General features: G+C 62.7%; 13 protein-coding genes. 6 read left to right on the top strand and 7 right to left on the bottom strand.

From position 1 onward, the window contains the following. Nucleotides 1-10: 10 nt before the first annotated feature. Nucleotides 11-439, bottom strand: coding sequence for a MarR family winged helix-turn-helix transcriptional regulator (locus ACSU04_RS07635; RefSeq protein WP_439281528.1), 429 nt, complete (start codon nucleotides 437-439; stop codon nucleotides 11-13). Nucleotides 440-712: 273 nt separating this feature from the next. On the opposite strand from ACSU04_RS07635, the gene ACSU04_RS07630 reads away from it, so the two are divergent. After that, entirely contained in the window at nucleotides 713-1,597 is an 885-nt protein-coding gene (locus tag ACSU04_RS07630; protein WP_439288962.1) for an aminoglycoside phosphotransferase family protein, read from the top strand. 229 nt (nucleotides 1,598-1,826) lie between these two features. On the opposite strand, the gene ACSU04_RS07625 is transcribed toward ACSU04_RS07630, so the two are convergent. Continuing rightward, nucleotides 1,827-2,174, bottom strand: coding sequence for a winged helix-turn-helix transcriptional regulator (locus tag ACSU04_RS07625; protein WP_439288961.1), 348 nt, complete (start codon nucleotides 2,172-2,174; stop codon nucleotides 1,827-1,829). Between the two features lie 169 nt (nucleotides 2,175-2,343). Here ACSU04_RS07625 and ACSU04_RS07620 point away from each other — a divergent pair, with 169 nt between their 5' ends. Next, nucleotides 2,344-4,440: a HelD family protein gene (locus tag ACSU04_RS07620; RefSeq protein WP_439288960.1), complete on the top strand. Its 2,097-nt coding sequence runs from the start codon at nucleotides 2,344-2,346 to the stop codon at nucleotides 4,438-4,440. A 389-nt stretch (nucleotides 4,441-4,829) separates the two neighbouring features. Here the strand turns inward: ACSU04_RS07620 and ACSU04_RS07615 are convergent, their stop codons facing one another. After that, nucleotides 4,830-7,079, bottom strand: a complete 2,250-nt coding sequence (locus ACSU04_RS07615) for an ABC transporter permease (RefSeq protein WP_439288959.1) — start codon at nucleotides 7,077-7,079, stop codon at nucleotides 4,830-4,832. A 136-nt stretch (nucleotides 7,080-7,215) separates the two neighbouring features. Here ACSU04_RS07615 and ACSU04_RS07610 point away from each other — a divergent pair, with 136 nt between their 5' ends. Next, nucleotides 7,216-7,869 (top strand): TetR/AcrR family transcriptional regulator, encoded by a 654-nt coding sequence (locus ACSU04_RS07610; RefSeq protein WP_439288958.1) that lies wholly within the window; start codon nucleotides 7,216-7,218, stop codon nucleotides 7,867-7,869. A 28-nt stretch (nucleotides 7,870-7,897) separates the two neighbouring features. On the opposite strand, the gene ACSU04_RS07605 is transcribed toward ACSU04_RS07610, so the two are convergent. The 3 genes from ACSU04_RS07605 to ACSU04_RS07595 form a co-directional block, all read right to left on the bottom strand. Next, nucleotides 7,898-8,272: a cupin domain-containing protein gene (locus ACSU04_RS07605; protein ID WP_439288957.1), complete on the bottom strand. Its 375-nt coding sequence runs from the start codon at nucleotides 8,270-8,272 to the stop codon at nucleotides 7,898-7,900. Between the two features lie 221 nt (nucleotides 8,273-8,493). Then, nucleotides 8,494-9,537 (bottom strand): hemolysin family protein, encoded by a 1,044-nt coding sequence (locus ACSU04_RS07600; RefSeq protein WP_438255673.1) that lies wholly within the window; start codon nucleotides 9,535-9,537, stop codon nucleotides 8,494-8,496. Next, a complete protein-coding gene (locus ACSU04_RS07595) occupies nucleotides 9,530-10,897 on the bottom strand; it encodes a hemolysin family protein (RefSeq protein WP_439288956.1) in 1,368 nt (455 codons plus the stop codon). Before ACSU04_RS07595 ends, ACSU04_RS07600 begins: the two co-directional genes overlap by 8 nt. 305 nt (nucleotides 10,898-11,202) lie before the next feature. On the opposite strand from ACSU04_RS07595, the gene ACSU04_RS07590 reads away from it, so the two are divergent. Beyond that, nucleotides 11,203-11,544 carry a DUF5713 family protein gene (locus tag ACSU04_RS07590; RefSeq protein ID WP_439288955.1) on the top strand — a complete coding sequence of 114 codons (342 nt, stop codon included), beginning with the start codon at nucleotides 11,203-11,205 and terminating at the stop codon, nucleotides 11,542-11,544. 58 nt (nucleotides 11,545-11,602) lie between these two features. On the opposite strand, the gene ACSU04_RS07585 is transcribed toward ACSU04_RS07590, so the two are convergent. After that, nucleotides 11,603-12,292 carry a helix-turn-helix transcriptional regulator gene (locus ACSU04_RS07585; protein WP_439288954.1) on the bottom strand — a complete coding sequence of 230 codons (690 nt, stop codon included), beginning with the start codon at nucleotides 12,290-12,292 and terminating at the stop codon, nucleotides 11,603-11,605. Between the two features lie 73 nt (nucleotides 12,293-12,365). Here ACSU04_RS07585 and ACSU04_RS07580 point away from each other — a divergent pair, with 73 nt between their 5' ends. Both ACSU04_RS07580 and ACSU04_RS07575 read left to right on the top strand, forming a co-directional pair. Then, nucleotides 12,366-13,094 carry an alpha/beta fold hydrolase gene (locus ACSU04_RS07580; RefSeq protein ID WP_439288953.1) on the top strand — a complete coding sequence of 243 codons (729 nt, stop codon included), beginning with the start codon at nucleotides 12,366-12,368 and terminating at the stop codon, nucleotides 13,092-13,094. Between the two features lie 115 nt (nucleotides 13,095-13,209). Next, nucleotides 13,210-14,646 carry a sensor histidine kinase gene (locus ACSU04_RS07575; protein ID WP_439288952.1) on the top strand — a complete coding sequence of 479 codons (1,437 nt, stop codon included), beginning with the start codon at nucleotides 13,210-13,212 and terminating at the stop codon, nucleotides 14,644-14,646.

Below are 14,646 nucleotides of genomic sequence, written 5' to 3'. Positions count from 1 at the left end.
GATGCTTTGGTCAGGCCCCGCGGAGCTTATTGGTCAGCTCTCGGAGTGTGCGCAGTTCACTGCCGTCGAGGCGTGACATCTGCTCCGCGATCGATCGGCCATGCACCAACGCCACGTCGCGGAAGGCTCGAGCGCCAGCATCCGTCGCCCTGATCAGGGCTCCGCGCCCGTCCTCGGGATCAGGACATTTGGATATCAAATCCCGCGCAACCATGCGGTCGACGAGGCGCGAGACGCTGGGCTGGCTGATGAGCATGTTCGCTGTCACGTCGCGCAGGCGAGTGGTCATGTCCGGGGCACGCGTGACGGTGAGGAGTACGTCGTACTCGGCCTGCGTGATCGGTGTGTTCTCGAAGTCTGTCGCCATCGCGGCGAAGAGTTCATGCTGCGCGCGGAACAGGCCTTCCCACGCTTCGAGCGCGAGCTTTCGGTCGGTCATAACAACAGCGTAACGGAACGGTGAAGGGCCGGTCGGAGAGGCTCCCGACCGGCCCTTGTCCCTTGCACCAAGAGTGTCCTGCAATCACATGCGGTGTATGCCACAGCAAACATTCACCGTGTGATCACTGTATAACGGCCGGGTAACGAATGCAACGGTTTGGTTACGAAAAGTTTTTGGCGTCGTGTTGCCGATCTCACGAAAGGTGTCGGAGTCTCACGAAGGTGTCGGAGCGTCTCCGAGTGCTCATAGGTCGTCAACTAAGCTGGCGCGATGGCTGCCGCTTCCGAAGAGATCACTTCTTCGTTGGTTCGCTCCCTTGTGTCGGAGCAGTTCCCTCAGTGGTCGGAGCTGCCGATCCGCCCGGTGGAAGTTCAGGGGTGGGACAACCGCACCTTCCGGCTTGGTGACCGAATGTCTGTCCGCCTCCCGAGCGCGGACGGCTACGTCGCCGGCCTAGTCCGGGAGGAGCAAACCCTCGCGATCCTCGGTTCCAGCTTTCGCGTCGCGATCCCCCGCGTAGTAGCGACCGGGGCCCCCTCGGCGGCATTCAACCGACCCTGGTCCGTTCGCGAGTGGATTGAGGGGCACACTTTAACCGCGGTTGAAACGCGCGAGCGAGAGAGCGCCATCAGTAGCTTGGGTGACGCCCTGAGGGAATTGCAGGCTTGCGACACGGTCGGCGGCCCATGGGCGGGAAGCGCATCTGCTTACCGCGGCTGTCACATCAGCGCGGTTGGCGAGGAGATACAGAGCCGGCTCCCCCTCCTGGCCAGACGTCACGCTGAGGGATGTCGGGCACTCTGGGATGCGGCCGTGGCCACAGTGTGGACCGAGCCGCCGGTGTGGGTCCATGGCGATGTCGCGCCAGGCAACATGTTGTTCGATAGCAGCGGCCAATTGGCGGCGCTTATCGACTTCGGACAGACGTGCGTTGGTGATCCCGCCTGCGACCTGTCCTTCGCATGGTTGAGTTGCAGTTCTCGCGAACGTGATCGACTGCACGACCGGCTAGAGCTACCGGAGGATGCATGGTTACGAGGAGCTGCGTGGGCGCTGTGGAAGGCCCTCATCAGTTCCCCCGAAGAGGTGCTTACCAAATACGGGCGCTCACGGGATGCCGTGCTGAGCGATGTGGCCGACCTGACGAAGGGATAAGAACGACGCTCTTTTTCCATGCGTCCCGCTAACGATCGTTTTCGGCGTGATCCAGAGCCAGGGCGCGGAATGCCTGCCACAACCGTTCGTCATAACCAACGGCAAGGGTTTCCGGCTGATCTCGCGGAGACGCACCAGTCTGTCCGCAAACGGCGTGGGGATGGCACCTGTCTCGCATCCCATGGGTTTCGAGACAGGGAGGTTGCGAGACGCATCGAAACCCGTAGGTTCAGTTTCTCGGCAGTTCGACCTCGAGGTTCTTTACGGCCCACACCGCGAGGTCGTCCAGAACGGGTTGAACATTCTCGCCTCGTTGTGAGAGGCGGTAAGTGATGTGGACGGGGCGAATCCGCGTTTCCGCTCGCTGGACGAGTCCGGCCTCAGTGAGGTCGACGAGCCGGTCGGAAAGAACGGAGTCCGTGATCGCTCCAACCGCTCGTCTCAAATCTGTGAACTTCATGGGACCCTCGCGAAGGGCGGCAAGGATTCGACCGTTCCACTTCTTGCCCAGAATGCCAAAGGCTGTCTGCAATCCGGCGTCACGCTCAGTGCTCACGAGGCGCGATCGGATTGCCATGCCTTGATCGTATCCAAATTTGACATGACCTGCTATTGAAAAACGAGTACTTGGTTTTCGCAAGTGCTCTGGTTTACTAGTGACCTTGCCCGATTGGCGGTCCCGAACTCTGCCTTGTTTTTCACTGCATCGCGGGGGCACACGGACAGATACATCTGAAGGAGACCCGGTGTTGAACGAGACTGCCTCGCCCCTGGACACACGCGAAGCTGCGATCACCGAAGAGCAGGACTACCTTGACGCTACCCTCGCGCGCCGAGCAGAGATACTTCACTTCTTGAACACCGAGCTGTCCACCTCCGCACATGACGCGGTCGGCCACGCCCGCCGGCAGGGAATGATTCGGCAACGCGCTGAGCTCACGCACGCCGAGAACGGTCTGATCTTCGGTCGTCTTGACGCCCTTGATGGCAGCACCCTGCGAATCGGGCGCGTTGGAGTCTCCGCAGCGGCAGACGACGCCGACCCGATGGTCATTGACTGGCGCGCACCAGCCGCACGGCCCTTCTACATGGCGACACCTGTCGAGCCGCTCGGGCAGGCACATCGCCGACACATCCGCATTGAAGGCACCACCGTCGCAGGGGTGGACGACGAACCGCTAGACGGTGAGAGCAGCAGCGGGCTGGTTGGTGAGGGCGCGCTGTTCAGCGCCCTGTCCGAACGACGCACGGGACAGATGACCAGCGCCGCAGCCACACTCCAACGCGAGCAGGACGAGATCGTGCGCGCGGGGGTTCGGGGACCGCTGGTGGTGCAGGGCGGCCCCGGCACGGGCAAGACGGTTGTCGCGCTCCACCGCGCCGCGTATTTGCTGTTCGCAAGCCCGCAACTCGCCGCACGCGGCGTGCTGACGCTCGGACCGTCACGACGATTCCTGGACTACATCGCCCAGGTGCTCCCTGCTCTTGGCGAGACTGCGATCGTCGCCGCGACGCCCGACACGCTCATCCCCGGTGTCACCGTCACCGCAGAAGAGTCGCGCACCGTCGAGGGCATCAAGGGACGCGCACTCTGGCAACGAGCGCTTGAGCAGTACGTTGCCGCGCGTACACCCGAGGGGACACCGGTCGCGCTGGTTTGGGAAGGCGAGCAGTATGAAATCCCCGCGGACCTGGTGGACCGCCTCATCAAAACCGCGACGTCCGGGCGCAGCTACCACGCCGCTCAACGGTGGTTCTTCGAGCAGATGCACGACCAGCTCGCGCACGCAATCGCTGAACGCTTCGAGGACGTCTTCGCGAGGATCGACGAAGGCCTCGAGGACGTCGTGCACGCCAAAGTCGCCTTCCAAGAAGTGGATCGCGACAACGAGGGCAGCGAGGTTGACGGCGTACTCACCGAGCAGGAACTCGACAAGCTTCGCGACGACATCGCAATGAACGCCCGTGTGGCCAGCACCCTCGCTAATATTTGGCCGACGCTGGATCCGGCGACAGAACTCCGCCGGCTGCTGAGCGATGAAGAGCTGCTCCAACAGTTCGTCCCCGAGCTGAGCAATGACGAACGACAGGCCGTCGTCGCCACGAAGACTGGCTGGGCAACGGGCGACATTCCGCTCCTCGATGCCGTGTCACACCTCATCGGCGACACCGTCGTTCATCCAGCGTCTGACACCTTCCTCTCCGAACGGGCCGCAGCGCGCCGCGACTGGATCTACGGCCACGTCATCGTCGATGAAGCGCAAGAACTGTCCGAAATGCAATGGCACATGGTTGCCCGCCGTACCCCGCAGCTTTCCATCACCGCGGTGGGTGACATCGACCAGGCCGAGACGCCCCACGAGCACACAACATGGGCACAAGCGGTCACCGCTGTCTTCGAAGAACGCTGGACCCAAGCGAAACTCACCATCGGCTACCGGACGCCAGCCGAAGTCATGGCGCTCACCGGCCCCGTCCTCGAAAAGGCCGGCAGCGTCAATGAGCCACCAAACGCTGTGCGCTTTTCCGGTGTCGACCCTTGGGAACGAGCGGTCGCTGAGTCTCAATTGGTTGCCGAAATCGCCGGTGCTTTCGAAGAACTCACTGACCGCTGGGCAGGCGGCACAGTCGGCGTCATTGCCGCTGCCCCGAGAGTACTTGAGCTACAGGCCGCGCTGCCAGGAATCCCGGTCATCACTGCCACCCAATCCAAAGGTCTGGAATGGGACGCCACCCTCGTCATCGATCCCGACGGCATCGCCGCAGAACCACGCGGCTGGAACCGCCTCTATGTGGCACTCACCCGTGCAACCCAGGAACTAGGCCAGATCAAGGTTCGCTAAGAGTCGAGCTCCGGACATCACCATGAGGAGGCTGGAGAAGCGCCCGGAAGCGATCGTTTTCGGTGGAATGACGATCTTGGTCCAGGTGCGGGCAGACACGCCGATCAAGTAGCGACCGCCTCCCTGCCGGAACCTGTTGCACCGAAATGGTCGGCCGGACGTTTGCGGCAGGTTGGTGGAGACGTCAGGGTAAAACGGGACTACCGACATGCTTCGTGAGAAAAACTGGCAGCCTCGGCGTCACCGCACTCACCCGTTTTCCAAGGGCGTCGCGTCTCACCAACTGACAACTTTCATGAGATCGGACATGAAGTGTCCGATCTCACGAAAAGTGTCGGAAGGCGCGACCCGGCGAATTTCGGTCTCCCGCGGATCGGTGGGTTCGAGACTCAGATCGTTGCTGGTTCCGGTGCTCGTTCGTCGGCAGTGGCCGCTCCATCGGCCACCTCTGTTGAGGTGAGAATCAGCTTCTTGTCTGTCGCTGGGGCTGCAGGCGTGGGCAGAGCCGTGGCGGATGGTGTCGCGAGGTCACCGAAGTCGTGCTCGGTGCGGACCGGCTTAAGCGAGTCGATAACGAACACCAGTGCGAGCGAGATCAGGCCCCAGAGGCTCAGCACCTGGAGATGGTGCGTGACGACGTCTCCGTTGAAATACAGGATCGAGCGTACGGTCTCTGCGGCGGCTGGCATAGGAAGGAAGTCGTACAGCGTGCGGAACCACTCCGGTGCCATGTAGATGGAGAGCGCGGCATTCGAGGAAGGGACGCCTAGGAGCATGAGTATGCCGACCACGGGGATGGTGGCGAGCATGCCGATGAGGCGTTCCAGAACCAGTGCGAACATCGCCACGCTGAAGATCGCAACGATTCCCGCACCCCAGAGCGCCAGGAAGTGACCCTCGACGGCCCCGGTAATGGGGCCAGCGATGAGCCATAGGACCGCTGACATGAAGACCGCGTAGATCCCAGTCAGCGGCAGCATCCTGCGCAGTGGACGTGTGGCCGGTGCCGCATTGGCGCCGACGACGACGACCATGAATCCCGCGAGAATCCATCCCATCGCGATGTACATGGTGACGATGCCCTGGCTGTCGATGTCGGGGAGGGGTGCGACGTCGTCGATCTTCAGCGGTATCTGCTGTGCCGAGGCTACCTGGGTGAATGTGGCAGCGACGACCTGATATGCGCTGGTGCTGCCGGCTTCGTTCGCGATCAGTGTGAACTCGGGTGAGTTCTGTGAAGGCAGCACGAGTCCGGCGACGAGGTCACGGTTCTCAACGAGGGTGGACACCTCTTCCTCATCGATAGCCGCGTACGGGGTGAACGTGAAGAGACCGGTCATGTTCTCTTCGAGTCCGGCGATCGTCTCTTCAGCCTGCTCGACTGTGGTGCCAACGACGGCGACAGGCATGTCGCGCGGGGTTGGTTGATGCATGGCGCCGAGCATCGTCACGATCATCATGGTGACCATAGCCAGAGGGAAGAACAGCAGGGAGAGGTAGCGCCAGATCTTCTTCTTGGGGCGCGGCCCTCCGTGCAGAGAAGGCATGGTGACGTCGGTTGGCACGCCCTCCGGGTGTCGGCGACCTCGGAACTTGTCCCATGCGGCCGTGGCCAACAGGCCGGCGACGGCTCCGATGGCCAGTACGAGCAGGTACGAGGCCACGCCAACGCCGTCGAAGTAGAGGACCGAACGCATGGCTTCCCCGATGGCCGCCATGGGCAAAATATCGTGCAGGAACCCGAAGAATGAGGGCAACATGTGAACCGAGATGCTCATGTTCGATGCCGGCATCCCGAGCACCATCAGCAAGAACATGCCTGCGATGACACCGAGTGGGCCGAACACTCGCGTGATGAACAACTGCACGCAGCTGACAGCAAACACGCCCAGCCACGCCACGCCCAATACGCCGACGTAGTGATCGCTCGTGACGACACCGAGCACCGGGCCGGTGACAACCCATACGAGGCCGGCGATCAGCGCGGCCCAACCGGCCAATAGCGGGACGATCCGACGGAACTTCAAAAGCTCGGGCGAGTTCGAACGCAGCACGCTAAACGGGAGGTATCCGGCCATGATCAGCGCAGTGGCCAGGAACATCGCACCCAGCCCTGCCATGTCGTTGTCGGGCAGCGGTACGAGGTCCTCGGCGGTGACGGTCAGGCCTTCGGCGAGAAGTGCCGGTGTGACCAATGACGTGACTACCGTGGCCTGGGTTGCCCCGGCTGCGTTGGCAGTGTAAACAGTCGCAGCGGAGCCGTCGATCACGATGGCGCCGGCGACGTCTCGGGAGATGACCTGTTCGCGAGCGTCAAGCGCAGTATCGGCACTCTGAACCGCGACAGCGCCGTGCTCCGCCTTTTCCAGCGCCTGCGTGAGCGATTCGGTCGCAGAGCTGGACCCGACGACGGCGATCGGCATGTCGTGCGGCGCAGGGGAGTGCATCGTCGCGAGGTACCCCGTGATCATCATGCCCACGATGATCAGCGGCATGATGAAGATCATTGCCGTGCGCACGATCCCCTCTGCCTTCGCGCGCTGGGCCGCCTTCGCATCCGTGCCGTCTTGGATCTGAGGATCCGGCGTATGTTCGGAGTCCTCTCGGGCTTCCTTGCGGGACAGGGGTGGTCTGCTCATGGGTTGCGCTCCTGGGGTGATAGTGGTCGTCAGCGTGATCATCATCGACCCGGGCCATACAACTCTAAGTCACGTGACTTAGAGTTGTATAATGAATCATGCACACACTCAGTGCATTCATAGAGATCGGGGCGGCATGGCGCGAAGCAGTCAGGCGCGCGAGGCACTTATGAACTCCGCGGAAGAGCTGTTCGCAGAACTCGGTGTCGACGCCGTCTCCAGCCGCCGCATCGCAGAGCACGCAGGTGCGTCGAACCACTCCGCGGTTGCCTATCATTTCGGAACCCGCGAGGACCTTCTCCGCGCTCTGTTGCGCCGCCACGCGGAGGCTACGTCCCGCGGGCGCGCTGCACTTATCGCCGAGCTCGGCGCGGAACCGAGCGCGAATGACATCCTGCGTTGTCGGCTACTGCCCTACATCGACCTGCTGTCATCGTTGCCACGCCCTAGCTGGCATGCACAGTTTCTCGCGCAGATCGGGACGACTCCTTCGACGACGGAGATGGTCAGGGTGCACGTCGAGGAAACGGGTGACAACAGCAATCTCGCTGCCACGGTTTTTCCTGCGGAGGGGATCTCGGACGATGTGAAGCGCGCGCGATCAGCCGTCGTCGGACAATTGGTGCTCCGCGCGTGTGCTGACTATGAAAGACAGCTGAACTCTAGCGCGGAGCCCGCCGACTGGGCAGGTTTGGCGAACTTCCTCATAGATGCCTGCGCAGGAATGCTCACCGCACCTGTCACCCGCCCGCAGGAGGGCTTCCTTCCGACAAGTTCCGTGATCCTCTGATCTCTCCTGGCTCACCGCGACGAAAACTCTACGACTCCTGTTGATTGCTGTGGCAGCGGTCGATAGGACGCCGGTCACCCCGCGTGCTCGGCGAACTGATCACGAGAAACCGAGTCTCCGCGGGGCCGGGATTGAGGAATCGATGAGCGAGGCCGGACGGGATTTCGACACCGCTTCGGGGACCGAGCTCCACAGTACCTTCCGCGGTTTGTATTTGAGGGGCGCCCTCAAGCACGTAGAAGAACTGCGTCGCTGTGTCGTGCGCATGCCACTCTTCACCGGCTCCGGGCGGCACTCGCTCTTCGGTCACCGATAGCCCCGGCTTATCGAGTAACCGCCACCCGTCCGACACTCCGCCCCACACGTAGTGCTCGGCGTTCGTGGTGTCGACTGATTGGCACATCGTTTGATCCTCGCAGACGTTCTCTCGAATCTGCTCGCTCGTTGGCTTGGAGCCCAGGGCGACATTCCGGACGTCGCCTGACCATGCCCTCTTCCATCGTCAGATGCGATGGCTACTCCACGGCAGCTATCCGACGACGGCCTCCCGAGCGTATGGACGAGTGAAGGTCCCCACCGTGCTGGTGGGGACCTTCAAATCTGGCTCGACGATGCTCTGTCAGATCACTCGGCTCCTGCGGCCGCGTTTACTTCACCGACGAGCACTTCGAGCACGTCTTCCAGGAAGAGCAGACCCGTGACCTGACCTTCCGCGTCGAGTGTCTTGGCGACGTGTGCTCCTCGGCGCCGCAAGACCGCCATGGCGTCTTCGAGCTCCGCATCCCTCGACACCGAGATGAGGCGTCGAAGCCGCTTCTCCGGAATCGGGGCGGTGAACAATTCCGGACTCATGAGATCCATGACGTCCTTCATATGGATGTAGCTTGAAGGGTCACCCGACTCGTCGGAGATGACGTAGCGCGAGAAGCCATGCTTGATTACGGCCTCCTGCACATCAATCGGTCGAGCGTTCACCGGTAGTAGCACCATGTCCTCGAGCGGCACGTCCACGTCGAAGACGCGCTTCTCCGTGAACTCGAACGCCCCCGCAAGAGTGCCTGACGCATCACTTAGTGTTCCCTCACGGGTCGACTGCTCGACGATGCCCGCCACCTCATCGAGCGTGTAAGTGCTCGTCGCTTCGTTCTTCGGCTCGACTTTGAAGAGCCGGAGGATGCCGTTCGCGATGCCGTTGAGGCTCCAGATCACCGGATTGAAGATCTTCGAGACCACGACAAGAGGTGGTGCGAGCAGCAGCGAAGCGCGATCCGGGACCGAGAACGCGAGGTTCTTGGGGATCATCTCGCCGAACACGACGTGCAAGAAGGTCACCAGGACCAGCGCCACCACGAATGCGATCACGCTGATCGCCTCCGGGGTCAGTGGTGTCAGCCCGAGCGGGATCTCCAGCAGGTGGTGAATCGCGGGCTCCGACACGTTCAGGATGAGCAGCGAGCACACGGTGATGCCCAGCTGGCTGGTCGCCAGCATGAGCGTCGCGTGCTCCATCGCCCACAGCGTGGTCTTCGCAGCCCTGCTGCCGCGCTCTGCGAGGGGCTCGATTTGCGAGCGCTTCGCCGAGATCACCGCGAACTCAGCGCCGACGAAGAACGCGTTGCCGATCAGGAGAACGAACAGCCACAGGATTCCGGGCAGGTACTCACTCACGAGTCATCCCCTCCTTCAGCTGATCGACTGTTCGGTCGTGACGGCTCATCGTGCTCGCATCCGTGTCGGGGTCATTCGGGAGATACCGCACACGCAAGATGCGCGTGCCGTCGATGTGCTCGACACGAAGGGTCCCCGTCGCGATCGCGATCTCGTCGCCGAGCTCCGGTAGTCGTTCGAGAGTGTCGGTGATGAAACCGCCGATCGTGTCGTAGTCGCCGTGTTCCGGCACCTCGATCGACAGGCGATCGAGGAGCTCGTCCGGCCGCCAGGAGGCATCGAAGGTGACCGAGCGACCGCGTCGAGTGAATCCGGTACGGTGCCGGTCATGCTCGTCCTCGAGTTCACCCACGATCTCTTCCACAAGGTCTTCGAGCGTCACGACACCGGCGGTGCCGCCATGCTCATCCACGACGACAGCAACCTGGTGCCGCTCGGCGCGCAGAAGCGTCAACAATGCGGATGCGCCCATCGACTCCGGCACCCGGAGGGCTTCGGTCTGCAGGGCTCGAGCAGTGACGGATGCCTGCTCCGGGATCGGAACCGCGAACGCCTGCTTGGCGTGCACAAAACCGGTGACACTGTCGGGCGTCCCATCGATGACCGGGAACCGCGAGAACCCAGTCGCAAGCGAGAGCGCGACAATCGCCGCAGCGGTGTCGTCTATGCCGATACTCGCCATGCGCACGCGGGGAGTCATGACGTCCGAGGCGTCGTGCTCAGCAAACCGGAGAGTCCTGCGCAACAACACCGCGTCGTCCGCTTCGAGCAGGCCGGAGAGCGCGGAGTGTCGGATCAGATACGAAAGCTCGTCAGCGCTGCGCGCGCCGGAGAGCTCTTCCTTGGGCTCGATGCCCATGGCCCGGATGATGGCGTTCGCGGTGTTGTTCAGCATCAGAATCAAGGGCTTGAAGACCATCGTGAACGCCGCCTGGAACGGGATGACGACCTTCGCCGTGGCACGCGGTAGCGCGAGCGCGAAGTTCTTCGGCACAAGCTCGCCGATGATCATCGAGAACAGCGTGGCGAGCACGACCCCGACGATCGTGCCGACAACCGGTACCAGTCCCGGGGCGAGGCCCGCCGAGGTCAGAGGCCCCGAAAGGAGCGAGCTCACCGCCGGTTCGAACGTGTATCCCGTGAGCAGCGTGGTGAGCGTGATTCCGAGCTGTGCGCTGGAGAGGTGTGTCGATGTGATTCTCAGGGCCTTGATGGTGGGCCCGAGTCGTTTCTCTCCGCGGCTTTGCCGGTTTTCCAAATCGTTTCGGTCAAGGTTGACGAGTGCGAACTCGCTCGCGACGAACAACCCGGTTCCGACTGTTAGAACGAGGCCGATGCCGAGCATCACCCATTCGTTCATGCGTGGCGCCTCTCGACTGTGGCGGACGCGTACGCGGCCGGAACATCAAGAGGCTTGGGACTATGACTAGGGGGGTCTTCCATAAGGCGAAATTCTAGACGTCGAAAATTTGAATTCGCCAACAAGCGCTGTCGTCGATTGTTGGCAGATTCTCACCCGGCTCCCCATGCCACCGCGTGCTGGAGTCGTCTCTACCGCGGCCCGTTGATGCCGCGGCGCAGTGCGGTGAGATGATTGCAACGCAACGCTGGCCCAGCTTCTCCTCGCTGAGGGTGGGGCATTACCCCTTCGCGATTGGAAATCACATGCGAATCACCAACAAGGCTCTCTCTGGATACGACTTCCTCGCCGAGATGACGGACGATGCGCACTATCCGCAGCCGCTCGTGGAAAAGGGCAAGCTGATCTTGGTTCAGTTGTGCGAAACGATCGAGAAGGAGCATCCTGCTGATCTCGACGCACTTTACGTCATCACGCACGCGACGACTGAAGAATTCAACGCGCTGGCTGCGGAATTTGCAGAACAGGGCAGTGAACTCGACACGGCCGCACGCGACACGATCGGATCCGACATCGCCCAGATCGCCGACGTCTACGGGTTCACGTCTGCCGACATCGAGAAGCTGATCGCTCCGCGCACCTGGTGACGAGTCTCGCCACATTGACGTTCAGCTTCTTTGCCTGACCCTCGCATCTCGATGTCGGTCAGACACCAACCGGGCGCGCGAGCTCGGGAGGGGTGCCGATCTCGTCGATCGAGTGGCCGGTGCACGGATGGCGGGTGGCCGTTGCGCTCTGGATCCTGGTCAAGTCGAACCAACGGACGTCATCTCGCAATCTGCACCACCCAATAAGTAGCCACCGTCCACCGGTGAGGGCGAAGATCATCGGATCCACCTCGCGTCGGGTGTGCTGGCCCTTCGCATCGATGTAGACGATATTCACGGTGACTTGGTCGACCGTGGCCTGCTCGAGCGCCGACATCACTCGCCGCGGAGCGGCCGGTGCGACATCGACCCACACCCGGCTGGACAGTTCAGTGGCTCGACGGCGGGCTGCGGGATCCAACACGTCCAACACCTTACGAATCGCGGCGCGCGCCGAACCAGAGAATGGCGCCTGAGCGGTCGCCGACACCGCAGCGGTAAGGGCTAGCGCCTGCGCAGCCGTGAGATTCACCGGCGGTAGCGAGGACATCTCCGTCAGGCCGTAGCCGCCACCGGGACCGGTTCGTCCCCAGACAGGCAGGCCGCCTGCCCCAAGGGCAGCGAGATCACGCTTGATCGTGCGGACGGTGACCTCAAATTCGTCTGCGAGCTGTTGCGCAGTGCGGCCACGAGTGCCGGCTCGACGTAACGACTCGGTCAGCGAATGCAAGCGCTCGGTTCGGTTCACCCTGCCACTATCTCAGAAATAGTGACCTGAATAGTGACATCCCATTGTCTTGTGTCCGGGAGAGCATGAAGACATGGAAACGCTCACGACCAACAAGAAATCATTCGTTCTCGTCCCCGGCTATTGGCTGGGCGGGTGGGCCTGGGATGCCGTCGCGGATGACCTACGCGACCGTGGCCACCGCGTCATCGCCGTGACTCTGCCAGGCCTCGACCCTGACGACTCTGATCGGGTATCAAGGAGTCTTGCCGACCAGGTCGACCACTTACGCGCGGCGGTGAGCACTGCTGGTGGTGGAGGCTCGGAGGTCGTCCTCGTCGTTCACAGCGGTGCTGGAGCTCCCGCATCCGTTCTCTTGGATCAGAATCCCACCGCGGTCGCTCGAATCGTCTACGTCGACAGTGGACCGTCAGCCGACGGCTCTGCCAACGATGCGTCGGTTCCGCTTGACCAGCACGAGGTGGCGCTTCCCCCGTTCGCGGAGCTGGCCGCCAGTCTCGATGGGCTCAGCGAGGACGACCTCGACCGGTTTCGTCAGCGTGCGGTTCCGCAGCCCGCAACCGTCGTGCGTGCAGCGGTTCATCTCGAGAACGACGCTCGACGAAATGTGCCGTCGACGATCATCGCCTGTTCCTTCCCGTCCGAAGCGCTGATGCAGATGGCTCGTGAAGGGCACCCAATGATGGCGGAAACTGCCACGCTCAGCGATCTCGAAATCGTCGATCTCCCGACCGGGCACTGGCCGATGTGGAGCCGGCCCGCAGACCTCGCCCTCACCATCGCCCGCGCAGCAGACCGCTGACGGTGATCCCGTGGGTGCTGCCCGATGAGCGGCAGCGCCCACGGGGGATAACCCCCGTCGAGAATCGGATGCTGGCCTGCTGGTTGTTCGAAGCAGGTGAAGCGAGGGTGGATCTATGACCAATCTCTTGCTCAGCACCCAACCTGGTGGCGATTCTGACACGCTGGGACACGTGACTTCTTCGCCGCCCATCGAACGACCGACGCGCGGCTCTGGCTACGGCAGGCTGTGGCGGTCCCTTCCGCGTGAGCTGGGCTTCCTGTTACTTACGCTCCCCATCGTGACGGTGGGTTTCTCAATCGGGTGGGTGCTCTTCGCTGCCGGTCTCGGGACGCTGATTATCTGGATCGGCCTCTTCATCCTCGCTGCCGCCTTGTTCGTCGCCCGCGCCTTCGGCACCTTAGAGCTCACCCGGCTGAGTTGGGCCGGACTTCCGGCCATCGCCCGGCCTGGTTGGACGCCGGTCGTGCATCGGCCGGGACTCGTCGGCTGGTTCAAAGACCTATTCAGCAACGCTCACTATTGGCTCTATCTGCTGCACACGGTGCTGCTCGGATTCATCCTGGGCGTATTCACGTGGGTCGTCTGCCTCGTGTGGGTGGCCGTCAGTCTCGGTGGCGTCAGCTACTGGTTCTGGGGTCGATTCCTTCCGCAGAGCGAGCAAGACGTCTGGTTGCACGACGTCGTACTCCGGTTCTTCTTCCCTGGTTTCCAGATGGCCGACAGCTACCTCGGGCGTTTCAATGGTGAGAGCGTGCTGTACGCGGTCGCCGGCGTCGTCTTCCTTGTGACGCTGCCGTGGGTGGCCAGGGGCCTCATCCTGTTGCATCAGGGACTCGCGGTCGGGATGCTTGGCGCATTCCGCTCGGCAGCGCTCGAGCGAGAGGTCGCCGACCTCGGCGCGTCGCGCGGTGCGGCTGTCGCAGCCGAGGACCACTCGCTGCGCCGCCTTGAGCGCGACATCCACGACGGGCCCCAGCAGCGGCTCGTGCGGCTGCAGTTCGATCTGGCCAGCGCGGGGCGCAAACTTGAGAGCGATCCGGAAGCCGCCCGCACGCTCCTCGATGGCGCTATGCAGCAATCGCGCGACACCCTCGAAGAGCTGCGCGAGCTGTCCCGCGGATTCGCACCGCCGATTCTGCAGGACCGCGGCCTTGCCGCTGCGATCGAGTCGCTTGCCGGGCGCAGCACAGTTCCCGTGGCCACAACGGTGACGCTCACCGGTCAGGTGCTGCCGCCCGAGGTCGAGCGCAGCGCATACTTCGTGGTGGCGGAACTTCTCACGAACGTGACGAAACATGCATCCGCTTCGCGGGTGGAGCTCACCGTCGACTCGACCAGGGCCATTGCCGGTGCGGGAAATCTGCTGTCGATCGTCGTCTCTGATGATGGTGTCGGAGGAGTGGAAATCGCGGATGGGCACGGGCTCGCCGGTCTCAGCGAAAGGATCCACGGACTCCGCGGCAGCCTCCACATCACGAGTCCGGCAGGCGGTCCGACAGTCATCTCGGCGAGCATCCCGTATCTGGTGACACCGGGCACGGTATCTTGA

Origin of the sequence: Microbacterium sp. A84, assembly GCF_051842815.1 — a bacterium.
Classification (GTDB): Bacteria; Actinomycetota; Actinomycetes; order Actinomycetales; family Microbacteriaceae; genus Microbacterium.
The sequence above is the reverse complement of the archived record's forward strand: the minus strand, read 5'-3'. Positions and strand labels throughout refer to the sequence as shown.